The following is a 22,893-nucleotide window of genomic DNA, read 5'->3' on the forward strand; positions in this document are numbered from 1 at the left end:
TTATGAACCGCCACGATCTGATCTATCTTCAAGCGAAGGATGCTTTTAAATTTCTCGATGTATCTCTCACACCTGCTGTACAACAGAAGATTGAGCAAATGATCCAGCACAACATGCCATTTACGGTATGTCGTCAAGAATCTGAAGATTATTTTAAAGTGGCGGCCAACTGTTTTGTCCATGGACAAAAGCATCGTGTGGCACTGGGTTTAGCCTCTGCTCCTGCGCTAAGCCACAGGCCACTCCCACTTTCTCATCTCATCGATATGTTTGATGTAGAGACGAAAAATATACTAGAGCAGTTTATTCTGCACCTGAACACCTTAAATTGTTCAGTATATGTTTATGGTTCCTATGCCTGTCAATATCTCTATCAGGAACAATTTATTCATGCTCACTCTGATTTGGATCTACTAATCGAATCAAGTCACACCAATATGATTCGCCCGATTCTTCAAGCAATTGATCAGTTGAAAACACAGTTACCGTTCAGTATTGATGGTGAAATTACTTTAAACAAAACACAAAATATCTCCTTTAATGAACTTATATTTGCCTTAAATCAGAAACAGGACAGCATTATCGTCAAGGAGTTATCAAAGATCAGTTTAGCGAGCATTGCTGCAATCTTTGGAGGGAATCTTAATGCATGACAACAACAGCACAATAGAACTGGCCCAAGCTCAAAATACAATTGGCCACATCACAACACAAATTGATCAACTTGCTCGGTCTGCACTATTTGATGAAGTTAGTCTTGAACTTAAACCCGGTTTAGTCTGTCCATCCACCCAGGGCAGTCATCATGACATGGACTATGCACTATTTTTAAAGAGCATTGAGGCAATGCAGGGATATTATGGTCAGCTCTGTGATTTTGGTTTTCAGCAATGCTCTTTTGAACAACTGCAACAAGCGGGTGTGCAATGTGAACAACGCATGATGCTTGCGACTCATCAAGTCAATACCCATAAAGGGGCTATTTTTAATTTAGGCTTTGCCAGTGCTGGACTCGGTCAGTGTTTAAAACAGCAGCTTCCAGTCAATGCTGAAAATATAAGTCAGCAAATCATTGAACATTGGCAACAAGATTTGCTCAATAAACTCAGTCGTAATCCACTGAGTCATGGTCAGCAAATGCGTAAAAAATATGGTATTTCTGGTGCAATTGAACAGGTTGCTCACGGCTTTCAAGTGGTTCAACAGCTTGCCTTACCTTGTTTTCAATCCACACTTGACGCGACTCAATCTAAAAACCATGCCTCGATACAAACGCTGATGACCTTGATTAGTCAATTACCAGATACCAATATCGTCTGGCGTGGAGGGATGAGTGCGCTGTTTATTGTTCAAGAAATGGCACAGAAATTTCTAGATGATGGCGGTGTATTGCAAACACATTGGCAAAACAAACTCAGTCAAATCAATCAATATTTCACTCAACACCACCTCAGCCCAGGAGGTAGTGCCGACTTACTTGGTATAACTTTATTTTTTCATAAGGTGGAACATGAACTTTGCTGTGATCTTTAGTGGACAAGGTTTACAGTCCAGCCAACATATCCATGAAATCAAGATGCTTGCGCAAAAACATGGACTCAGTACCCAGCTTAAAACATTATTTACACAACTCGATCTAGCTGCATCTAAACACGATGCTATTTTCTCCAACCAGATTGCACAGCCCTTTATTTTTAGCCTGCAATATTTAAGATGGTTAGACATTCAAGAGGACTTACCTGAACCTGAGTTTTTTTCAGGCTACTCATTGGGTGAAGCCAGTGCATTTTGTTGTAGTTCAACGCTAAGCTTTGAACACGCATTTGAACTCATCTCTACACGCGCCAACATGATGAGTCAGCATGTAGAACATGCAGCTTGTAGCATGGCAGCTATACAGGGGTTAAACAAACAGCAACTTCTTCCCTTGCTACAAAGTACGCATACAGAGATCTCTATCCGACTCAATGAAATGCATTATATTGTTGCTGGCACTGTTCAACATGTAGATCAACTTATTGCTGTAGCACGAGCACAAGGCGCACAACACGCCAGTCAATTAAAAGTCTCTGTTCCCTCTCATACGGCTTTTTTAAACGATGCAGCCAAACAATTTTCAACATACTTCAATACGCTACCGAGCAGTCAAATGCGTATCCCCATCATCAGTGCTAGTGCAGGTCAAAAATATTATACCCATCAACAAGCCATGACTATTTTATCTGAACAGATCAATCATCCTTTAGATTGGCAATTCTGTATGGAATCACTTCAAGAGTATCAACCTGATGTTATTGTTGAAATTGGTCCAGGCAATGCATTAAGTAAAATGATTGGTGAGTTTATGCCTGCAGTTCAAATTCGCAGTATTGATGATTTTAGTCAGGTTGATGGCATTAAACAGTGGATCTCTCGCTTTGTTTAATGTCATCTATTTTCAGTAAAAGAAGCTCCGCTTGAAAGCGCTGAGCTTGTTCTGATTGATTTTGACTCATGAAGGATAAGTTCAATTCAGCCTACTAATATGACAAAGAGCCAGAGACAAGTTCGCCTTTTACATGTTGATTTTTTACTGTATGCAATAAATCAATGGCATCTTGAAAGTTATCAATGCGTTGATGAGGAATCTTTTGCTTTTGGCAATAAGTAATCAAACGAGATTTTGCTAGAACCATATCTGCTTTGCCTGATACACAAAAATCAGAGTTGCCATCACCAATATACAATACCTGTTGTTTTTGTTGATGTTCGCTCTTTAATAACTGACATTTACAGTTTGCACTGGCCTTTGCACATGTTGGGTTAAACCAAGGTGTTTCTAAACGCCACTGTCGTTCACCTTGTTGCACCAATCGATTCGCAAAAATGGGTAAATGAGCTAAATTATAACGTGCCAAGATAGAGCGGATAGACCAATCCAAACCATCACTTACGATGTGTATAGGCCAACCTAAGCGACTTACTTCTGCAACAAATTCAGGAAATTGTGGATCTATCTCAATCGTGGTTAAGTGTTGTTCTAGCTGTTCACGTGACATATCAAGCAATGCAACTTGCCCTTGCATACATTCGCGAGAACCTATTTTGCCACTTTCCCAGTCTTCTTCTAACTCTTCCCAGCCTGGTAAACCGAAACGATTTAATAAACTATCGGTAACATCGCTGAGACTTATTGTTCCGTCAAAATCACACTGTACCACCCAGTTGGATTGCTGTTCAGATTGAATAACAAAATCAATAAAGGGAATTTGAATATCGGCTAAAAATGAATTATGGCTGGTCATAAAAGCTCACTATAACGTTTTGTCCAACTCGAGTTAAAGGTGCAGTATTGAACTCTAAAATACACTCCACCACGCGGCCAGGACTTTGTTGACTGTTTTGCTGCAATTGACTTTGTATAAAGACAGGACTAATCCGTGTAACACGTGCTGTAGCTAAATCGGTACGGTCACTGTCATGATCAATTTGCACTTTTGCTTGCATACCCACTTTCACAGACTGCAAATAACTTTCATTTAATTCTGCGCGAACAATAATCGGCTTTTTAGGTAAGAGTACCAATGCACTTTGTCCATTCGCCAAGAACTCGCCCGAGTGCGCATTAATTTTAACCACTGTCGCAGCAAATGGCGCATGTAAATTAAGTAATGCACCTCGGCTTTGAATTTGACTGAGTTTACTTTTGGCTAAATTTCTTTCTGCTTGAGCAATACTAATCTCTGTTTGAGCTTGTTGCAAAACAACTTGAGCTTCGTCACTTAACTGCATTTGCATTGCACCCGCTTGAGCGGCCAGATTTAAACGTTGGGCTTTTTGTTGAAGTTCAGGGATTTTATCGCGTAATCCTTGCAACTGTGTATCGGCCACAGCTAACTCACTTTCAGCTACGCGTTGATCTGCATTAAAAATCCGCTGATCTTGTTGTAGTAAAAGCTGCCCCTTTTCGACCTGTTGACCTTCTGCAACCATGATCTTATTGACCACACCCTCAGCCGAAAATGATAAGGCAACAAGTCCACCTTCTACATCAAGTTTTCCACGGGCAATTGCTGTAGGTTGCTTGGTCTGCACCGCTGATTTTTGCTCCACTTCAAGCGTATCCTCTTTACAACCAGCAAAGATCCCAACCGTCACAAAGGTACAGATACGTAAACCTTTAAGTAATACTAAATTCATGGCGCTAACCCTAGAGCTTCATTCTCTGATATATCGCTATCTTTCTGAATGACACCATCTTCCATATGCAACAACCGATCCGCATGTTCGATGAGACGCGGGTCATGACTGACACAAAGAATGGTTACGCCATGTGTCTTGGCAATACGATGCAAAATATTAATTACTCGCTGCCCACTTTGCGCATCTAGCGCGCTTGTTGGCTCATCGGCAAATAAAAGTTGAGGGGATTTTGCAACTGCACGGGCAATCGCAACACGTTGTCTTTCACCTCCTGACATTTGAGCGGGCCGCATATGTGCACGATGCAACATACCGACCTCTTCCAAAGCATTCATTGCACGCTCCTTACTCTCCTTTTGACTAAACCCAAGATAACCCAGTGGTAATTGCACTTGTTCAATCGAAGTTAAGGCAGGGAATAAATTAAATCCTTGAAAAATGAATCCTGTATGGCGAAGTCGAAAAGCATCCATCTCTTCACGGCTCAGCTCACTCAGATCAACACCTAAAGCTAAAGTCTGTCCACTATCAGGTCGCTGTAGACCTGATAACAATGACAATAAAGTGCTTTTCCCACAGCCCGATGGACCTGCAATCAGCGTTAACTCACCAGGATTGACCGTGAGTGACAAATTACGTAGCACCTGTACATTTACACTGCCAGAATAAAAAGATTTACTGAGTTGCACTGCTTGCAAAACAGGTTTTAAGGGTGTAACAGAAGATGCCTGCATGCTTACTCCACCTTTGAATCAACGTAGCAACAATGAAGGATCAACACGCAGCTGACTCCTCATGGCTGATAAACTTGAAAATAAAACCATAACTATAATCAACAACATGCAAAATAAAGCAGCCATCGGCGTCATGGCGACAGGGACCTGATAATATTGGGCGACATTGAGTAAAAGTGTAGTGACGACTGCTGCAAAGGTTAATCCTGCAGCTCCGATCCAAAGTGATTGCTCGATCACTACCCAAGCGAGTGAGCGACGACTTGCACCCAGCGCATTTAGAGTTGCATATTCACGACTATAACTATTTACGACTGTTTTAAGTGCTTGACTGGTAATCATTACACCAACCAGACAAACCAAACCCGCCATAAACAATACAGCGACGCCAGCACCCGTATCTAACAGCCAATAGCGCTGTGAACGTAAAGCAAAATCATCAGCAGACCACATTTCATAATTGCCAAAACGTTTGTCCGGTGTTGAAAATCGCTTTAATAGCAGTGGGAGTTGTTCTGCTTGTTTCAAACGCGCAAGGTAATATGTACTCCCTTCTGAAGAAGCTAAACCTGCTATCAATAATGCACTTTCTTGCGAAGACAATACATTTATGCCTCCAAGCCCACGCAAACCTTTTAGTAAACCCACAATGTGAACTGGTTGTTGATTGATCCATGCTCGCCCACCCAACGTTGCACCCAATGTTTCTAAATCAGCAGGATCTACAATAACTGCACCTGGTTCACGTAATTTTTCTCTCAATTCCGTAGAGATTAAACGTGAAAACATCATGGCATCAGGATGCGTTGCAATACCTGAAAGATACACAGAGACACTGCCGCCTTCAGTTTTGGCTGAGTACCACTCACCATCTACCCATTGATAAGATTCAACTTGTTCTATAGCGGGGTCCATCTGTAAATGTACTTTGACATCAGGACCAATTGTACGACCATAATTGACGCTTTGTGTGCCAGGATAGCCGACCCAGACATCAGCAGAAGACTCCTGAATATACACAGCTGCACTACCAAAAATACCCAGCACCAAGGCAGTTTGCACGATCAATAAAACACCAGCAAAACCAACCGACAGCCCAACTGGAATAAACCGACGCCACTCATAAATTAGCGTTTTTCTTGCCAATGAAATCATTATCCTGCCTCAGCTTGCGTCGCTAAGGAGCTTGTCATTACCGATAATGGCGCGCCTCCTAATGCCTTATATAATAGGACCAAAGCAACTGCTCTTCGAAACTGCGACTCTGCTAATTCAGATTCGATTTCTAACAACGTCATTTGGCCAGTTAATCCTTCATATTCACTTGAAAATCCAACTTTTTTTAATGTGGCTTGCATCTGATTTAAATGCTTTTGCTGTTCAGCTGCACTGTTGTATGTCTGCATACGTTTATCTTGATAAGCTAAAGAAGATAATGCCTCTTCTGTTTCACTGATCCCCGCTAAAACAGTCTTGCGATATCCAAATAATGCAGCTTGCAGTTTATGCTCCTTTGCATACTTTTCATTGCGTCGCTGTCCCCAATCCCACAGTGGAATATCTATAATTGGGCCAAATCCAGGTGTATTACGGCCACTCATCCTGCGGTAGTTATCCGTCAAATTATATGAAAACAGGATTGAGCCACTTAATATCAGACGAGGATAAAGTGCAGCACGCGCCAAACCAACTTCTGCTGCAGATTGCAATACGTCAGCTTCGGCTTGCCGAATGTCTGGACGGGTGCGTAATAAATCAGCAGGAATTTGTTCAAGTCGGATTGTAGGAACGACAACATGAGTCTGATTGAGCTGCGAGCTGAGCTCTGCTCGACTTTTAGCTGTAAGTAATGCCAGTACACGTGAAGATTGATCTTGGATTTGCTGTAAATCTATTCGCTTCGCTTCTAAGCGTGCCACTCTCAATTTTGAAGAAGCCAGCTCCTCTGTTGTCGCAACATGCGCTCTTTGACGTATGTTCACCAGTGCTTGTAAGCGCGCTTCTAGAGCAAATTGACGTTGTAATAATGCTAGCTGTTGATTGGTATAGGTATAACGCAAATAGTTTTCTACAGTATTGGCAACGACAACAATACGTACAGCTTGTTCACGTGCTTCAGCAGATAAAACCACTGCATCACCAAGATGTTTACGATACTCAGATTCGCCATACAAGCTCATTTCCCATGTCACATCAATACTTGCATGTAGGAAATTTTCTCGAGCAGCGGCATCTTGCACAGGCTGTACGCCTGCTGCGACTTTAGGTAAATAATGTCGAGCAGATTGTTCATTTAAACGACGCACTTTTGATAACATTTGGTTTGACTGGGCAATATCCAGATTGTTATTCAGTGCTGCATTTACCAATGCATCTAAATTTGGATCATTAAAACTCGTCCACCATGAACGTAATGAGACCAGCTGTCCGTCTAATGACTGCTTAACATCCCAGTTTACGGGGACTTGTTGTGGTAAATCTGGCTTATTTGGACTGACACATCCATTTAGCCCCGCCAATAAAAGAATCAACAAGACTCCATTCTTTAAATGACTATAACTGGCTATCATCTGATTCTTAACCACAACCTAATTTTCAATGGTCGAACAATACCTTAGAAATGTTGCCTCGATATCGAGCCTATGTGGAGATTTGATGGAGAGTTAATAATTATTTTAAGTCAGCTTATTTTTCTAAAATCATTTTTATACTCAGGCAATTTTTCTCAATGATCACTCAATGTTTTCAGTACTTTTACCCAGCATCTATCTCCCATAAAAAATCACCCTAAGGTGATCCAATTATTTCAATGATGAGGCTTTGACTAATCATAGATTTTCTCAAAACCAGCAGGTCTCGTCTTAAATCTTCGATGAAACCACATATACTGCGTTGGTGCGATACGAATTTGAGTTTCAATAATATGATTGACACGAGTCGCATCAAAGACCTCATCACTACTTGGAAAATTCTCGAGTTCTGGCTCAATGCAAATCTGATATCGAGGGTTTTTAAGATCCCCAGTACGATAAAAAAATAATGGAATAGCGGCTGCATTTGAAATTTGTATAATTCTTCGATGAGCAGTTAACGTGGCAGCATGTATCCCAAAAAATGGAGCCATGACCCCCTGCTTTAATCCAAAATCTTGATCTGGGCTATACCATACTGCTCGACCATTTTTTAAATGACGTATTAAAGACCGCATATCGTTTTTTGAAATTTGATTTTTATAGACACGACTTCGGCTACGACAGATCAGCATATTTAACAGTGGATTATTGTTTGGACGATAAACGACATCCAACTCAAAGAATAAACTACATATATATCCACCAGCATCTAGCAATGTAGAGTGAAAACTTAGAAATAGAATCCCTCTTCCCTTGATGTTTTCGATATGCTCAAGTCCAGTGATATCAACTCGATCTTTAAACCATTTCGGGCTATACCAAGCATTAAGGGCTTCGCAAAGACCAAGTAAGGCATTTAAAAAGATTTCCTTTCCTGCCTGTTCCACTTCAGCAGGACTTTTATCAGGAAAGCAAGTTTCAATATTTCTAATTGTGGTTTTACGTCGGCTTTTTAAATATTTCCATGCCGGGCCAACAAGTACTGTTGAAATTTTCCTTTGTACACTCCAAGGCAAAATTGCAAGGATAAAAAGAAAGAAAGTGATTAACCAAATTCCCCAATACTGTGGTCGTAAAAAAGACCATTGAAAGCTACTGGGGTCACTCGGGCTAGGCTTATCCATAAGGTATAATTTCTTAAAATTAGATAGTAGTGTATTCCCTCAATAAGTTATATAGATTTATGTATTTATTTGTTTTTTAGTCAACAGACTTTATTCACATTTACTTTGATAATTTAAAATACAATCAACAAATGACGAATTTCGGCACAAAAAAAAGCCCGGCTTTTGAGATCAAAATCGGACATTAAAAACTTTAATTTTTTTCGTTGGTAGCGGGAGCTGGATTTGAACCAACGACCTTCGGGTTATGAGCCCGACGAGCTACCAGACTGCTCCATCCCGCATCAACGAAGTGACTTTATACGTGCTATTCGAGATAAATGCAATGTTTAATGCATTAACTGGCTAGAAATCCTACAAAACAATGAAATCTATAGAATGAATCACTAATTTTCACATATAAATCATCAGAAAATCAGACATTGATATCGTGTTTCAGACATATTGAGCCTAGGCACAATTCGGTGCATTGAGAGCATTATGCGAATGAAGTATATTCTCATTTACATTTAATTTTAGCCGAGATATTGTGAAAAACTTAAATATTAAAGACCTCTCAATTATTGGTGTACTGTCTACCCTAGCCTTTATCTGTAACTCTCTGGTTGCAACCTTTGTGACCCCATTATTGGGTGATATTGGTATTTATGCACATGTCGGCCCATCCCTACTATTGGCGGGTATTATCTTTGTTGTTGTACTCAAGAAGGTCGCCAAACCGGGTTGCTTCTTTCTTTTTGGAGTCGTATTTTCTATCTTATTTAGTCTCATGGGCCTATGGCAAATGAGCTTTGTCATTATTCCAGCAACACTTATTGGTGAGCTTATTTTGGCTGGAAATGGCTATCATTCTAATTTACGCATTGTAATTGCCTATACCGTTTATGGCGGTATTTACAGTCTACACCCTGGCTTTTTTGTTTGGATCTTAGGCCAATCAGGTTTGATGAGTCAGTTTCCAGAAATTTTTACTGAAGCAGATGCAATTGCGCATGTAGCCAAATACACCAATACTGCCTTTGTTTCTAAGATCTTGATTTTTACTTCTCTATTTGCCTGTGCTGGTGGCATTTTAGGGGTAATGCTCTATCAGAAATTTTTTACTGAAAATAATAAAACGAGCGTATTGGATCAAATATAAATATGAAATTAGATCCTCGTACTGTTTTTATCTTGATGTTGATGGCAAGCATTGCACTGGCAAGTTTACCAACAGCATTTTATTTTGCCGCTCTGTTTTTAGTAATTTTAATTGCTTTATGGCAGAAAAGACCTGGACTCTATAAGTATATTATTTATGGTGCAGTAACTTATGCATTACATATGTTACTGATCTACTCTGAATCATCAGTCGCCTTTAAATTCTTCGGTATGCTGAGCTTCTTCTTATATCGATTTACCATTATTTTGATATTGGTAGACCTTATGCGCAGTTATTCGACCGGCCATTTAGTTGCTGCTTTATTAAAACTACGCATTCCAATCAAAGTAATCATTCCTCTTGCAATTGCACTTCGTTATTTTCCTGACTTTACTGAATCGATGACCAATATTCGAGACAGTATGAAAATCAGAAAATTTAAAGTGGGTTGGTTACATCCTTATAATTCATTTCGCTATTTAACCATTCCACTCATCCATAAAGCCTTAAATACAGCAAGTGATATTGCCGAATCTGTAACAACCAAAGGTATTGAGTATCAGGGGCAACGTAGCTGTTACCACGAGGTCAGTTTTAAAGTTCAAGATGTGCTTGTACTGCTGGCATTTCTTTCAATTTTATTGGGTGCTTTATGCTGGAATTAAACAATATTAATTTTCGTTATGAAGGTCAGGAATTAGTATTAAAGGATATTAACCTCAAGGTTGCAGCAGGTGAACTCGTCGTACTTACAGGGAGTTCTGGCTGCGGTAAAACCACCTTAACGAAGATTATTAATGGTCTTACGCCTAAATATTATCAAGGTGAACTTACTGGCCAAATACTTATTCAAGGTAAACCCATAGATCATATGGCGGCTGGCGAATTGGGCAAATGGATTGCCAACGTTTTTCAAAATCCCAAATCACAGTTTTTTTCAACTATTGTTGAGGATGAAATTGCACTCATCGGTGAAAACTTCGGTATTGAAGCAAACATACTCCGGCAACGTGTACGTCATGCATGTCAGTTGTTAAATATAGAGCATTTAATGTCTGCAGAAGTACACACCTTATCATCAGGTGAGAAACAGAAAGTCGCTATTGCCTCTACGCTAGTCCATGATAGTCCAATTATTTTACTGGATGAACCGAGTGCCAATCTCGATTTAAAGTCATCCTATGAACTTGGCGAAATTTTAAAACAGCTAAAACAAATGGGTAAAACCATTATTATCTCAGAACATCGTTTGTTTTTTCTCAAAGATATTCTCGATCGTTTGGTGATTATGCAAAATGGTCAAATATCCAAAATCATTCATGCTGATCAATTAACTCACTTCGATCCTCATGAATATGCATTACGCCCTCTACATTATCAGCAGTTAATTGCTGAAGCAGAATATAACCCCCAAAATACTCAACTTGAATTATGTCAAAATTTAAGTATTCAACATCCTAAAAAAGTTTTACTTCACAACCTAAATCTACCGATGTTCAAAGGTGAAATTATTGCTATTTTAGGTAAAAATGGAATTGGTAAAACCACCTTTGCACGGCAACTCTGTGGTTTAAATAAAATCAAAGCGGGACAAGTCTGTACAGGTCAAAATCCAAAACAACGTTTGGCCAATAGTTACTATGTTATGCAAGATGCTGACTCTCAGCTATTTTTTGATACCATTGAACAAGAGTTACTGGCTGGACAGACTCAGCCTGAGCAATTGCATTTAGCCAAAAAGCTCCTACAACAATTAGACTTATGGGAAATGCGCACCAAACTTCCACAAATGCGTTCAGGTGGAGAAAAACAACGGGTGTGTGTGGCTGTCGCCTGTATTCAACAAGTCCCTTTCTTGATCCTAGATGAACCTACTTCTGGTCTAGATTATGCACGTATGTTAAGTGTGGCTGAAGTACTGCAACACAAAACGCAAAGTTCAACTATTTTTATTATTAGTCATGATTATGAGTTTATTTTAAAAACCTGTCACCGAGCGATTTTGTTACAAGATACTCATTCTGAACTCATTACGGTCAAAGACAACGAACAACTTATTTTGGATTTTTTAGTCGCCTAAATAACACATTTCTCAATATAAAAAAGGCTTCAGGATATAAACTTCCTGTAAGCCTTTTTTTAAACGACCTGAACCCTTGCATAGATGCTTAGAAATATCTCTGACTTATAAAACAATAAATCAAGTACGTTTTAAATCGCATACAGATAACATCGAATAAGCTAATCTTTTCACGCAAAATATAATACTTCTGCGTGAAAAGCTTGAAAATCACTGCGGGGGACTATTAGCAATTGTGATGTGTACTGCTGAACCAGCTAAGATACTTGGATTGCCTTTTAAAACAAACGCACTCATCACTCTCCTTTGCTTTGATGGCTTTTCACGATCATCACATTGCTCATGAGCTTAGTATTGCTGACTTAAATGCTTGCTCAAAAATAATAACCCACGGCCAAGTACAGCAGTTTATTCCACTTGTTATTATCTCCTTCAGCCAGAGATTTAGCCGTACCACCAATCATGGCATCATTGCGCGATAAAATGTATTCAAGCTGTACACCAACTTTCTTATATTTCATTGACACACCAGAAATGATCCGATTGGAGTCTTTATACCCAGTTTGATCTTTAAAGAACTGACTATAAGAAATATAAGGCTTGATCCCTGTTATACCCTTAAATTCATCCTTAACTGAATAATTCAATTCAGCCATCGCATATTTACCATCATTAGCAATGTTATAAGCATAATCAAAGGCACCTAATGTTGAACTATCAGGCATGAGCTGATCTTTGTTATTGATCTTCTGTTGCCCTGCAAGCAACATCATCTGCCAATTTTGATAATTCGTGGTGCTAAAAATATTCCAGTTAGTTTTATGCCCAGTCGAGTCAGTTTTTTTATTATCAAGTTCGGAATACCACATTGAAGCGCCAAGCTGTGTACTGGCCTGCTGCTCAGTATCCCAAGTCAATGTTTTCGCTGCCCGTGCAACCCACATATTTTTTTCTTTGATATGGGTCCCATGTTCAAGATCATCGGCCTCAATAAAGTTACCTGTATAACGGCTTGCATCTTTAGAGGTGCCTTTAAAGCTTCCTCCATCGGTAGGATAAAAGCCCAGTGTCAGTTGATAATCATCATGTTTGAGTTGATACTTTACACCCAGATTATGTACATCTTCATAGCCAAGCGTATTAAATAAGGTTTCATAATAACTACTTCCCCAAAATCGCCCTAAACCAAAATCAACTGCCTGTAAACCAACACTCATTGTCTGCTCAGGGTCCAGCTTATATCCCACCCAAGCACTGTGTAAAAATACTGCATCACATAAACTATCGTATTCATAACAACGGATATCTGATTGTGCTAACCACTTCGGGTTTTCATAATCAAGTATCAGTCTTAAATCAGCCAGTCTCCAATCATTATTTTTTCCCTCAGTTGCAGCATCAGCAAAATCTTTACTCTGAAAGCGTGTACGGATCGCCCCTGAAACAGCAAACTGACCTGTTGTAGCTTGACGATCTCCCCATACCAAACCATCGGCATTGCTCAATGTACTTAAAGTTAAACCCGCGGTTGAAATAAATATCCCTAGTTGTTTCATAATATACGTCCCTGATAAAAGGATATATTCGTTGAATACAAAATCCTCTCCAATCAATGCATTAATTATGAACCTTACCTTTACACCACGTATTCAATGCAAGTAACTTTACAATTTACCTACTAGATAAAAACAAGCCCTAATCAAGATTAGGGCTTGATTGTTTATTTAATGACTATTTTCATGGCTTTAAAATCATCAAATTTCAACTTCTTACTCTTAACAATATCTTCAGATTTACGACCATCGTTGTAATTTACTATCGCTTTACTAATCAGCAGAGTTTCACCAAAGGCATTACACGCTTCCTCACCCTCGATAAAGAATCCCCCGTAGCTTTTACCTCCAACAAAATTAAACTCATCTGCTGTCACAACATCGCGAGCAATGATTTTGCCAGCCTTATCTTGCATGGTCACAGTAAATTCAATATTTTCCAGATTCTCTATGCTGTCATTTGCAGTCACGTCAAATGCCAATGAGCACATCCCTCCATTGACATAACTGGCATGGGTATTTCTCACATAGACTGTGGTATCAAGTCCTGCTGCATAACTATTTCCTGCAACCATTGTAGTTAAAGCTAAAAACATCCAAGCTTTCTTCATCAAAATATCCCTCTCGAGTGTGTTCAATTACGCCATAGTGTACTTATATTTTGATCTAAACTTTAAGCTTTAATTTTCTTAAGTTTGTCAAAAAACAAAGCCAAAATCATATTCGGTTTAACGCCCTTTTTAGTCACCATACAAATGCGTGTACTATAGTGAAATTGTTCAGGCAAAATCGCTTTCATATGCCCTTCAAGCACCCACTTTTTCGCATAATGGTCAGGTAAAAAACCTAGAAACTGGCCTGTTAAAATTAGGAATGCAATCCCTTCACGGTCACTTGCACTCGCTGTCGTTCGCATTTTTTGATGTAACTGTTGTGCTTCATTTGGAATACTATAACTCGGCATGACCGTATGGTATTGCAATAACTCTGCTGTTTGGATCAACTCAATCTGCTGAAATAACGGGTGATTGTGCCCACAATATAAGTAGTTATTTTCTTCGTATAAATCAAAATAATCCAAACCAGATAAGGGAGTCATTAGTGGCACCGCGCCTACATGTAAACGACCATCCATAATCTTACATTCAATATCTGACAAAGTACTCATACTGATGTTAATGCGAATATCACGACTTTCAGCACTTAATTCAGCTAAACTCTGCGTAATAAATGAACTGGGCATCGTAACTAAATTATTAATAATACCAATACTAAACTCACCTTTTAATTGCTTTTGAATTTGATTGGCTTGAATCCTAAAATCTTCAAGTGCTGCCAATAATACTTCGACATTCTTTAAAATTTCTTTGCCTTCAGGCGTAATAGCAAAGCCTGCTCTACCTCGTTGACACAAACGCATGCCCAAGCGCCCTTCTAAATCACTCATATGTAAACTAATGGCAGAGCGACTAATTCCTAAAACACTTTCAGCTGCCGTAAAGTTACCACTGTCACATACAGTTTTAAATATTTTAAGAAGTTTTATATCAAAATCAGATACTTGGTTAAGTTTAATCATATTGGTTTAGGTATAGTTTTTTAAATCTAAAGATATATTAGTTTGAATATATCTAACATAAAAATATGAGTACTATCAATAAAAAGATCACACAATGGAGTGCTAACATGTCGATCAAAACGGATATCAACTCATTAAATTATCGTGCACACTGGCTACCTTTTTCGGCCAATCGTAACTTTCAACAAGACCCTCGTATTATTGTTTCTGCCAACGGTGCTTATTTAAAAGATCAACATGGACGCGAAATCTATGATTCTCTTTCAGGGCTTTGGACCTGTGGTTTAGGGCATTGTGTTCCTGAAATTACCCAAGCTGCAAGTCAACAACTCGCTACACTTGACTACTCACCTGCCTTCCAATTTGGCCATCCTTTGTCATTTAAATTAGCTGAACGTATTAGTGAATGGATGCCAGGCTCCCTTAATCACGTTTTCTTTACAGATTCAGGTTCAGAATCAGCAGATACCGCAATCAAAATGGCCAAAGCCTATTGGCGCATTCAAGGAGCTGCAAGTAAAACCAAGATTATTGGCCGTGCGCGTGGTTATCACGGCGTAAATATCGGCGGTAGTAGCGTTGGCGGAATCGGTGGTAATCGTAAAATGTTTGGACAGCTGCTTGATGCCGATCATATTCCGCATACCTTACAAGCTGACAAAGCATTTACTCGCGGTATGGCTGAAGAAGGCGGAATTGCATTAGCTGATGAAATGTTAAAGCTGATTGAATTACATGATGCTTCAAATATTGCAGCACTCATTGTTGAACCTGTTTCAGGCTCTGCTGGGGCGCTGGTTCCACCAAAAAGTTATTTAAATCGCTTGCGTGAAATTTGTGATCAACACAATATTTTATTGATCTTTGATGAGGTTATTACTGGTTTTGGCCGTTTAGGCAGTAAATCGGGTGCAGAATATTTTGGTGTTACCCCTGACCTTTTGTGCTTTGCTAAACAAATTACCAACGGTGCGATTCCTTTGGGTGGTGTCGTGGTGAGCAGTACAATTTACGATACATTTATGCATCAGGATCTACCTGAACACGCAGTTGAATTCACCCATGGTTACACCTACTCAGCCCATCCCGTCGCATGTGCAGCAGCGCTAGCAACACTCGATGTCATTGAAAAAAATGCTGTGATTGAACAAGCAGCGCAGCTCAGTGCAGGTTTTGAAAACAGCTTGCATCAACTTAGATCAAACCCACATGTCGTTGATATTCGAAACTGTGGTCTGATTGGTGCTGTACAGATTCAAGCCCGTAATGGTGATGCTTCAATTCGTCCATTTGAATTAGGAATGCGTCTATGGAAAGACGGTTTTTATGTTCGTTTTGGTGGTGATACCTTGCAGTTTGGCCCAATGTTCAATAGCCAACAAGCAGATCTAGATCGTGTTTTTAATGCCGTAGCAGAACATTTGCAAAAAATTGACTAAGGACTGAACAGCTTAAATTTACATTAGAAAAACTCACGTAATTAAAAGGTTAAGGAAAACTCATGAATATTATTGGTCATTTTATTAATGGTCAGATTGATACTCAATCGGCTCGAACTCAAGCCGTCTATAACCCCTCAACGGGTGCAGAAACTGGACATGTCGCATTAGCCAGCGCAGCAACAGTGGAACAAGCAATAAAGATTGCCAGTGAAGCTTTTCCAAGTTGGCGCGATACCCCGCTGATTAAACGGGTACGGATTATGTTCCGTTTTAAACAACTGCTTGAGGAAAATAGTGAAAAGATTTGTCAATTGATTGGACAAGAACACGGTAAAATTGCTCATGACGCGATGGGTGAGTTACAACGTGGTATTGAAAATGTTGAATATGCCTGTGCTGCAACCGAATTCTTAAAAGGTGAATTCAGTAAAAATGTTGGCCCCGACATTGACTCATGGAGTGAGTTTCAAGCGCTCGGTGTTGTTGCTGGCATTACCCCTTTTAACTTCCCCGTCATGGTACCACTTTGGATGTTTCCCATGGCATTGGTCTGTGGTAACTGTTTTATATTAAAGCCTTCTGAGCGTGATCCCTCCTCGACATTATTCATCGCTGAGTTACTTAAACAGGCTGGTTTACCTGATGGTGTTTTTGCGCTGATCAATGGCGATAAAGAGGCTGTAGATACTTTACTGCATGATCCTCGCATCCAAGCTGTAAGTTTTGTAGGTTCTACTCCCATAGCCGAATACATTTATGCCACGGCGACTGCAAATGGTAAACGTTGTCAGGCGCTTGGTGGTGCAAAAAACCATGCCATTGTTATGCCCGATGCTGATCTTGACAATGTAGTCAACTCTTTACTTGGCGCTGCTTTCGGCTCTTCAGGTGAGCGCTGTATGGCACTTTCTGTTGCCGTCGCAATAGGTGATGATGTTGCCGATCAATTGATTGCAAAAATCAGTACTGAAATGCAAAAACTGAAATATGGTGCGTACTCAGATCAAAATAATGACTTTGGCCCGCTGATTAGTTCAGCACATCAGGCTAAAGTTGTTGCCCATATTGATAGTGCAGAACAACAAGGTGCCAAAATTGTCGTCGATGGTCGTCATGCCAAAGTCAAAGGCTATGAACAGGGTTTCTTTGTCGGACCAACATTAATCGATGCTGTACGTGCGGATATGAGCAGCTATCAACAAGAAATATTTGGCCCCGTATTACAGATTATTCGTGTTGAGAGTATGCAAGCAGCGATGCAACTGATTAATGAACATGAATATGGAAATGGTACCTGTATTTATACACGTGATGGTGAAGCAGCGCGCTACTTTAGTACACATATACAAGTAGGCATGGTTGGTATTAATATTCCACTGCCTGTACCTGTTTCCTATCACAGTTTTGGGGGCTGGAAACGATCGCTCTTTGGTGACCTAAGTGCCTATGGGCCAGATGGAGCACGCTTTTATACGCGCCGGAAAACCATTACTCAACGTTGGCCTGCAGCCGATGTCCGAGAGAAAACGCAGTTTGCAATGCCAACACTGAACTAATGACTTAAGGGGTAATACAACGTATTTCCCCTTATTACTTTTTATAGACTGAATATTTTATGTCGCAGCATTGAATATCTTGCAAACCGACATGTTCAGGAGAGCATATTTACAAGTAACCTAATTTAACTATAAGAAATCATTTGAAGGAATCAAAATGGCTCAACCTAATAATTTCCAACCAAAGCTTGTTGAAGGATTAACAAACAAGCAAATTGTGATGATCAGTATCGGTGGTGTAATTGGTGCAGGACTCTTTATTGGGTCCTCAGCAGCGATTGCTAAAGCAGGCCCAGCGGTCATTCTCTCCTATTTAATCACCAGTATCGTGGTGTTTTTCGTCATGCGCATGCTTGGTGAAATGGCTGTCATGCAACCCGATACAGGTTCATTTTCCACCTATGCCAGTAAAGCAATCGGCGATTGGGCCGGCTGTACAATTGGCTGGTTATACTGGTGGTTCTGGGTATTAGTTATCCCTGTAGAGGCCATTGCTGGTGCTGAAATTTTACATGCATGGTTTCCCGTTCTTCCTACATGGAGTTATGCTTTACTCTTCGTATTGATTTTAAGCTTAGCCAATTTATTTGAAGTAAAAAACTTCGGCGTTTTTGAATTTTGGTTTTCAACCATAAAAGTTGTCGCCATCTTATTATTTATTATCATCTGTGGCACTGCAGTCTTTGGTTTTTGGCCACTCGCTGATGTCAGTGGTATTGCAAACCTCTATCAAAATGGCGGCTTTATGCCCTATGGTTTTGGTGGCATTATGGGCGGGATTCTTATCACAGCATTCTCATTTTTTGGTGTAGAAATTTTATCGATAGCTGCCGCTGAATCAGCAAATCCTGCTGAAAAAATTCGCCGTGCAACGAATCTCGTGATCTACCGTATTATTTTGTTCTTTGTAGTCTCCATTTTTCTTGCCGTTGCATTGGTAGACTGGCGTTCAGCTGGATTTAAAGAATATGGTACTTTCCAATATGTATTAATGACATTAAATGTACCTGGCACTAAATTGATTATGGACAGTGTGGTATTTGTGGCTGTTGCAAGCTGTATGAATGCAGCTTTATATACAGCATCACGTATGTTGTTTTCGCTCGGGGCACGTAACAATGCGCCAGCATTTGTAACTAAACTCACTCCCAATAATGTACCACGTGTAGCGGTATTATTGTCTTGTGCAGTGGGTATTTTAGGTTGTTTAGCCAACTACTTTTTTCCAGGCCAAGTACTGACCTTCTTGCTTTCAACTACTGGTGCAATTGCACTGCTGGTCTATCTCGTTATTGCGATTTCCCAATTACGTTTGCGTAAACGTTGTGAGGCACAGAATATCGATATCCCATATAAAATGTGGTTATTTCCATGGATCACTTGGTTAGTTATTATCACCATTATCGCGGTATTAGGTTATATGTTCTTTTCTCCTGATTATCGCTATGAAACACTAATGTCCTTAAGCGTAAGCTTAATCGTTGTGCTCTTTAGTGTCATTGCGACACGTAAAAATAAAGCCAAAGCTGCTGCTGCACAGGATGTGCATCCCACTGTTTAAAATCACCGAATAAAACGCCTCTTGATCTCTCATCAAGAGGCGTTTTTAGTATTTAAATTGAATACACGTTAAAACTTAAGCAAATAACTCTCTTAACTTAAACTTCTGGATTTTTCCTGAAGCGGTCATTGGAAACTCATGCATAATCTCTAAACGCTCAGGTAAATACTGCATGGCCAATTGATGGTTTTTCAAAAAGTCGGTCAGCTCTTTTAAACTTAAACTACGATCAGGCTGTTTTAGTTTAACCACAGCACAAGCACGCTCTCCTAAGCGTTCATCTGGATAAGCCACCAAAGCCACCAAGGCAATATCAGGGTGTTGATAAAGTAAGGACTCTATTTCCATCACTGGAATATTTTCTCCACCACGAATAATCACATCCTTATTACGCCCACAAATTCGAATATAACCCTGTTCATCTTGGTAAGCGATATCGCCACTGTCAAACCAGTCATCAAAATCTGTGTCATTTAGATGGGGCCGTTTTAAATACCCACCAAAATTAGAACACGCACGAACAACTAATCTTCCAGGCTGATTTACCCCCTTGAGCTGCCCTTGTGCATCTATAATTTTGATTTCAACGCCAGGTAAAGCGACACCATCGGTATTAAATGCCCGTTCTTCTTGATCTTCGGGTAAAGTCGTTGCAACTCCACCTGTTTCAGACATTCCCCATGCTGAAATAATATTTGCTTGTAAATTCTGCCGAGCTTTTTTAACTAAGGCTGGCGGTATAGGTGCTCCTACACACACAAAAGTTTTTAATGATTGCACTGCAGCTGGAGGTCTTAATAATGCAGCTTCGGCTAAGTCATTTAAAAAAGGGGTTGAAGCTTTAGTATAGGTGACCTGATGCTTTTCAATGAGCTCGATCGCTTTATCTGCATCCCATATATCTTGTAATACAACCTTGGCATTTAAATAAATCGGCATCACCACACCATAGAGAAAACCTGTTTGATGGGCCAATGGTGTAGACATTAATTCAACGACTTGGTCATTTAAATGCAAGCGCTGTGCATAGGGTACTAGGTTGGCAAATAGAGTATTTGCGGTATGCATTACCCCTTTAGGTTCACCTGTTGTACCTGAAGTGAAAATTATTTGAGCAACATCATCTGGACCAATTACAGATTGTTGTAATGTCGCCAACTGAGCAGGATCTTGATCTAAATGATGGTCCAACAACAACGCAGCAAAACTATTTGAGCCTTGGCCATCAATAACGACGACATGCTCTAAATGTTCAAGGCTATCTTTTAATTTATATGCCAGTTGTTCGTGATCAAATTTTTTAAATTGCTTGGCAACAATAAATACTTTACTTTCACAATGCTGCAGCATAAAACTCAATTCACGTTCACGAAAAATCGGCATCAAGGGATTAAATACAGCACCAATACGTCGACACGCAATATATAACAAGCTAAATTCCCACCAGTTGGGTAACTGGCACGATACGACATCATTCTTTTTTACCCCAAGTTGTTTTAAGCCTAAAGCCATTTTATTAGAGAGGGTTAAAATATCTTGGTAACTAAAACTTTGTTCTGTTTGCGTTTCTGCTTTATAACTCACCAAGGCTTGTTTATCAGGATTGCATCTCACCGCCTCATCTAAAAATTGTAAAATGGTTTTATTTAACCAATAACCATGTTGTAGCATTCTCTCACGACGTGGTGGCAACAATACTGCATCAAATTCCATTTGCTTACTCCTTGTTGTTATTTAGCTATAAGTTATTCCTTGAAGCACACCTAGTTTTTTCAATCAAAAATAGAGTGTTACTTACAGTTTATGACTTATATCAACATGAAGTAGCCCCCTAACGAAGTCAAGCTACTTAATTACTTAAGTAGTGTTGTACCTGTTACGAGCTCAGCAGATGCGATGAAACGAATTTTAGAAACCGTTAGTTCGACTCATTCTGCTGTAACTGTTGTAATGTTACGGTATGCATATTTTGATTAATTTTATTGATTAAATGCAAAAAAGCGACTTTATCATCGAGAGACAAACCCGCCAAAGCCTGACGGTAAAACTCATAGGTCTTTTCTTGTAGGCTAATCCAATAAGTCCAACCTTTTTCAGTCAATTGTACAATCTTAATGCGGCGATCTTGTTGATCTGAATTACGCATGACGTATTCTTCTCGTTCTAAGCGCTTTAATATTCCATCCAAATTTTGTCGACTAAAACCCAAATAATGAGTTAAATCAGAAAATGACATACCCTGCTTCACCACTTCACGAGATAAGGCGCCCAATACCGACCAATGTGCTGTAGAAACCCCCATTTCCTTACTACTTTGACGATCAAGAATAATTCCAGCCTGAAACAATCTAAAGAACAAACGATTATGCACAGCATATAAAGACTGATCGACTTCAGTGATCCGTTTGGATGTCATTTTTATAAATACTCTTGCATTAAATTTTAATCAGCATAACTGATTACGGCACAATTGCAGCGGATTAAAACAATAAAATTCGTGCCAAATCCCCAATTCACCAATATCACGACAATATTGAACTCAGCTCGATATTTAAAATTAAGTCAACACATTGATATATCTTATGGATCTCAAAAATAATCTTAACCACTAAAATATGTAATATGGATTTCGTTGAAGATATAGCGACAAAGGCTGTATGCATCAACACAAGGTTATAGTATGAATATATATTTCTATATTTTTCAATAAATTAATAAAAAACCAATATTTATTTATATCAACATATTGACTATAAAATGAATCCAATCTAGTTTTATGAGGTGTTATTTTAAACAGAACACAAGATAAACAGCTTCTTTAAGGAATAAGGAAGCAAAATAATTTCAAACAAGCTTATGTAAATAACATGACATGTTTAAAGGACTATTTTATGCAGTACATAGATGTACAACAAAATATTGATAGTGCACCGCTTAGCCTATTTCACTACAAGGTTTTATTTTGGTGTTTTCTTATTATCGTCATAGATGGTTACGACATTGCGATTGCCGGTGCTGCCCTACCATCAATTATGTCCGATATGGGGGTTACTGCTGCAACAGCTGGGTTTATGGCCAGCTCCGCGATGTTTGGTATGATGTTTGGTGCGATTAGCGGTGGGATATTATCTGAAAAAATAGGCCGTGTTAAAACCATTGTCATCTGCGTATTTATCTTTAGTTTATTTACCGCCCTTGCTGGTTTTAGTCATGATCCAGTGACGTTTAGTATTTTACGTTTTATTGCAGGTCTAGGGATTGGTGGTGTATTACCTAATATTATTGCCCAAATGACTGAGTTTTCTCCT

General features: G+C 39.4%; 21 protein-coding genes and 1 tRNA gene. 10 read left to right on the forward strand and 12 right to left on the reverse strand.

Features of this window, described 5'->3' with window-relative positions; all coding sequences use genetic code 11:
• Positions 1–2 precede the first annotated feature (2 nt).
• The 3 genes from mdcG to Aru01_RS06950 are packed head-to-tail and all read left to right on the forward strand — an operon-like array spanning position 3 to position 2,425.
• The gene (gene mdcG, locus Aru01_RS06940) at positions 3–653 is read left to right on the forward strand and encodes a malonate decarboxylase holo-[acyl-carrier-protein] synthase (protein ID WP_016655664.1); all 651 of its coding nucleotides are present in this window, start codon (positions 3–5) and stop codon (positions 651–653) included.
• Positions 646–1,533 carry a triphosphoribosyl-dephospho-CoA synthase MdcB gene (gene mdcB / locus Aru01_RS06945; protein WP_016655663.1) on the forward strand — a complete coding sequence of 296 codons (888 nt, stop codon included), beginning with the start codon at positions 646–648 and terminating at the stop codon, positions 1,531–1,533. The genes mdcG and mdcB overlap by 8 nt, the downstream gene beginning before the upstream one ends.
• The gene (locus Aru01_RS06950; RefSeq protein WP_016655662.1) at positions 1,511–2,425 is read left to right on the forward strand and encodes a malonate decarboxylase subunit epsilon; all 915 of its coding nucleotides are present in this window, start codon (positions 1,511–1,513) and stop codon (positions 2,423–2,425) included. Before mdcB ends, Aru01_RS06950 begins: the two co-directional genes overlap by 23 nt.
• 94 nt (positions 2,426–2,519) lie before the next feature.
• On the opposite strand, the gene Aru01_RS06955 is transcribed toward Aru01_RS06950, so the two are convergent.
• The 7 genes from Aru01_RS06955 to Aru01_RS06985 form a co-directional block, all read right to left on the reverse strand.
• Positions 2,520–3,284: an MtnX-like HAD-IB family phosphatase gene (locus tag Aru01_RS06955; protein WP_016655661.1), complete on the reverse strand. Its 765-nt coding sequence runs from the start codon at positions 3,282–3,284 to the stop codon at positions 2,520–2,522.
• Positions 3,271–4,179: an efflux RND transporter periplasmic adaptor subunit gene (locus Aru01_RS06960; RefSeq protein ID WP_016655660.1), complete on the reverse strand. Its 909-nt coding sequence runs from the start codon at positions 4,177–4,179 to the stop codon at positions 3,271–3,273. The genes Aru01_RS06955 and Aru01_RS06960 overlap by 14 nt, the downstream gene beginning before the upstream one ends.
• On the reverse strand, positions 4,176–4,916 hold the full coding sequence (locus Aru01_RS06965) for an ABC transporter ATP-binding protein (protein WP_016655659.1): 741 nt from the start codon (positions 4,914–4,916) through the stop codon (positions 4,176–4,178). The genes Aru01_RS06960 and Aru01_RS06965 overlap by 4 nt, the downstream gene beginning before the upstream one ends.
• Positions 4,917–4,934: 18 nt before the next feature.
• On the reverse strand, positions 4,935–6,071 hold the full coding sequence (locus Aru01_RS06970; protein ID WP_016655658.1) for an ABC transporter permease: 1,137 nt from the start codon (positions 6,069–6,071) through the stop codon (positions 4,935–4,937).
• A complete protein-coding gene (locus tag Aru01_RS06975) occupies positions 6,071–7,447 on the reverse strand; it encodes a TolC family protein (RefSeq protein ID WP_051145765.1) in 1,377 nt (458 codons plus the stop codon). The genes Aru01_RS06970 and Aru01_RS06975 overlap by 1 nt, the downstream gene beginning before the upstream one ends.
• Positions 7,448–7,740: 293 nt before the next feature.
• Positions 7,741–8,673, reverse strand: coding sequence for an LpxL/LpxP family acyltransferase (locus Aru01_RS06980; protein ID WP_016655656.1), 933 nt, complete (start codon positions 8,671–8,673; stop codon positions 7,741–7,743).
• 207 nt (positions 8,674–8,880) lie between these two features.
• A tRNA-Met gene (locus tag Aru01_RS06985) sits at positions 8,881–8,957 on the reverse strand.
• 245 nt (positions 8,958–9,202) lie between these two features.
• On the opposite strand from Aru01_RS06985, the gene Aru01_RS06990 reads away from it, so the two are divergent.
• From Aru01_RS06990 to Aru01_RS07000, 3 genes are read left to right on the forward strand one after another with little or no spacing between them, the layout of a single operon-like run.
• Positions 9,203–9,814 (forward strand): MptD family putative ECF transporter S component, encoded by a 612-nt coding sequence (locus Aru01_RS06990; protein ID WP_016655655.1) that lies wholly within the window; start codon positions 9,203–9,205, stop codon positions 9,812–9,814.
• Positions 9,815–9,816: 2 nt separating this feature from the next.
• Positions 9,817–10,479, forward strand: a complete 663-nt coding sequence (locus Aru01_RS06995; RefSeq protein ID WP_016655654.1) for an energy-coupling factor transporter transmembrane component T family protein — start codon at positions 9,817–9,819, stop codon at positions 10,477–10,479.
• Positions 10,467–11,894, forward strand: a complete 1,428-nt coding sequence (locus Aru01_RS07000; RefSeq protein WP_016655653.1) for an ABC transporter ATP-binding protein — start codon at positions 10,467–10,469, stop codon at positions 11,892–11,894. Before Aru01_RS06995 ends, Aru01_RS07000 begins: the two co-directional genes overlap by 13 nt.
• A gap of 374 nt (positions 11,895–12,268) precedes the next feature.
• Here Aru01_RS07000 and Aru01_RS07005 read toward each other — a convergent pair whose 3' ends face one another.
• The 3 genes from Aru01_RS07005 to Aru01_RS07015 all read right to left on the reverse strand — a co-directional run bounded on the left by Aru01_RS07005 (position 12,269) and on the right by Aru01_RS07015 (position 15,026).
• Positions 12,269–13,450, reverse strand: coding sequence for a hypothetical protein (locus Aru01_RS07005; protein WP_016655652.1), 1,182 nt, complete (start codon positions 13,448–13,450; stop codon positions 12,269–12,271).
• Between the two features lie 164 nt (positions 13,451–13,614).
• The gene (locus Aru01_RS07010; protein WP_016655651.1) at positions 13,615–14,058 is read right to left on the reverse strand and encodes an IrmA family protein; all 444 of its coding nucleotides are present in this window, start codon (positions 14,056–14,058) and stop codon (positions 13,615–13,617) included.
• 62 nt (positions 14,059–14,120) lie between these two features.
• On the reverse strand, positions 14,121–15,026 hold the full coding sequence (locus Aru01_RS07015) for a LysR family transcriptional regulator (RefSeq protein WP_016655650.1): 906 nt from the start codon (positions 15,024–15,026) through the stop codon (positions 14,121–14,123).
• Positions 15,027–15,133: 107 nt separating this feature from the next.
• Here Aru01_RS07015 and aptA point away from each other — a divergent pair, with 107 nt between their 5' ends.
• From aptA to Aru01_RS07030, 3 genes are all read left to right on the forward strand, one after another.
• Positions 15,134–16,465, forward strand: a complete 1,332-nt coding sequence (aptA, locus tag Aru01_RS07020) for an omega-aminotransferase AptA (protein ID WP_016655649.1) — start codon at positions 15,134–15,136, stop codon at positions 16,463–16,465.
• 62 nt (positions 16,466–16,527) lie between these two features.
• Positions 16,528–18,024: a CoA-acylating methylmalonate-semialdehyde dehydrogenase gene (locus Aru01_RS07025; protein WP_016655648.1), complete on the forward strand. Its 1,497-nt coding sequence runs from the start codon at positions 16,528–16,530 to the stop codon at positions 18,022–18,024.
• A gap of 157 nt (positions 18,025–18,181) precedes the next feature.
• Positions 18,182–19,585 carry an amino acid permease gene (locus Aru01_RS07030; protein WP_016655647.1) on the forward strand — a complete coding sequence of 468 codons (1,404 nt, stop codon included), beginning with the start codon at positions 18,182–18,184 and terminating at the stop codon, positions 19,583–19,585.
• A gap of 75 nt (positions 19,586–19,660) precedes the next feature.
• Here the strand turns inward: Aru01_RS07030 and Aru01_RS07035 are convergent, their stop codons facing one another.
• Positions 19,661–21,298: a cyclohexanecarboxylate-CoA ligase gene (locus tag Aru01_RS07035; protein WP_016655646.1), complete on the reverse strand. Its 1,638-nt coding sequence runs from the start codon at positions 21,296–21,298 to the stop codon at positions 19,661–19,663.
• Positions 21,299–21,503: 205 nt separating this feature from the next.
• The gene (locus tag Aru01_RS07040) at positions 21,504–22,001 is read right to left on the reverse strand and encodes a MarR family winged helix-turn-helix transcriptional regulator (RefSeq protein WP_016655645.1); all 498 of its coding nucleotides are present in this window, start codon (positions 21,999–22,001) and stop codon (positions 21,504–21,506) included.
• 475 nt (positions 22,002–22,476) lie between these two features.
• Here Aru01_RS07040 and Aru01_RS07045 point away from each other — a divergent pair.
• Positions 22,477–22,893: MFS transporter (locus Aru01_RS07045; protein WP_042111233.1), on the forward strand; the 417-nt coding region annotated here is incomplete at its 3' end.

This window comes from Acinetobacter rudis, assembly GCF_000829675.1.
Classification (GTDB): Bacteria; Pseudomonadota; Gammaproteobacteria; order Pseudomonadales; family Moraxellaceae; genus Acinetobacter; species Acinetobacter rudis.

Excerpts from the sequence above, each read along its gene's own strand:
- Aru01_RS07015 (WP_016655650.1), bottom strand. The coding sequence starts at position 15,026 with ATGATTAAACTTAACCAAGTATCTGATTTTGATATAAAACTTCTTAAA.
- Aru01_RS07005 (WP_016655652.1), bottom strand. The coding sequence starts at position 13,450 with ATGAAACAACTAGGGATATTTATTTCAACCGCGGGTTTAACTTTAAGT.
- Aru01_RS06995 (WP_016655654.1), top strand. The coding sequence starts at position 9,817 with ATGAAATTAGATCCTCGTACTGTTTTTATCTTGATGTTGATGGCAAGC.
- Aru01_RS07040 (WP_016655645.1), bottom strand. The coding sequence starts at position 22,001 with ATGACATCCAAACGGATCACTGAAGTCGATCAGTCTTTATATGCTGTG.
- Aru01_RS07030 (WP_016655647.1), top strand. The coding sequence starts at position 18,182 with ATGGCTCAACCTAATAATTTCCAACCAAAGCTTGTTGAAGGATTAACA.
- Aru01_RS07010 (WP_016655651.1), bottom strand. The coding sequence starts at position 14,058 with ATGAAGAAAGCTTGGATGTTTTTAGCTTTAACTACAATGGTTGCAGGA.
- aptA (WP_016655649.1), top strand. The coding sequence starts at position 15,134 with ATGTCGATCAAAACGGATATCAACTCATTAAATTATCGTGCACACTGG.
- Aru01_RS06950 (WP_016655662.1), top strand. The coding sequence starts at position 1,511 with ATGAACTTTGCTGTGATCTTTAGTGGACAAGGTTTACAGTCCAGCCAA.
- Aru01_RS06955 (WP_016655661.1), bottom strand. The coding sequence starts at position 3,284 with ATGACCAGCCATAATTCATTTTTAGCCGATATTCAAATTCCCTTTATT.
- Aru01_RS07025 (WP_016655648.1), top strand. The coding sequence starts at position 16,528 with ATGAATATTATTGGTCATTTTATTAATGGTCAGATTGATACTCAATCG.
- Aru01_RS06960 (WP_016655660.1), bottom strand. The coding sequence starts at position 4,179 with ATGAATTTAGTATTACTTAAAGGTTTACGTATCTGTACCTTTGTGACG.
- mdcG (WP_016655664.1), top strand. The coding sequence starts at position 3 with ATGAACCGCCACGATCTGATCTATCTTCAAGCGAAGGATGCTTTTAAA.
- Aru01_RS06970 (WP_016655658.1), bottom strand. The coding sequence starts at position 6,071 with ATGATTTCATTGGCAAGAAAAACGCTAATTTATGAGTGGCGTCGGTTT.
- Aru01_RS07000 (WP_016655653.1), top strand. The coding sequence starts at position 10,467 with ATGCTGGAATTAAACAATATTAATTTTCGTTATGAAGGTCAGGAATTA.
- Aru01_RS06965 (WP_016655659.1), bottom strand. The coding sequence starts at position 4,916 with ATGCAGGCATCTTCTGTTACACCCTTAAAACCTGTTTTGCAAGCAGTG.
- Aru01_RS07035 (WP_016655646.1), bottom strand. The coding sequence starts at position 21,298 with ATGGAATTTGATGCAGTATTGTTGCCACCACGTCGTGAGAGAATGCTA.
- Aru01_RS06980 (WP_016655656.1), bottom strand. The coding sequence starts at position 8,673 with ATGGATAAGCCTAGCCCGAGTGACCCCAGTAGCTTTCAATGGTCTTTT.
- mdcB (WP_016655663.1), top strand. The coding sequence starts at position 646 with ATGCATGACAACAACAGCACAATAGAACTGGCCCAAGCTCAAAATACA.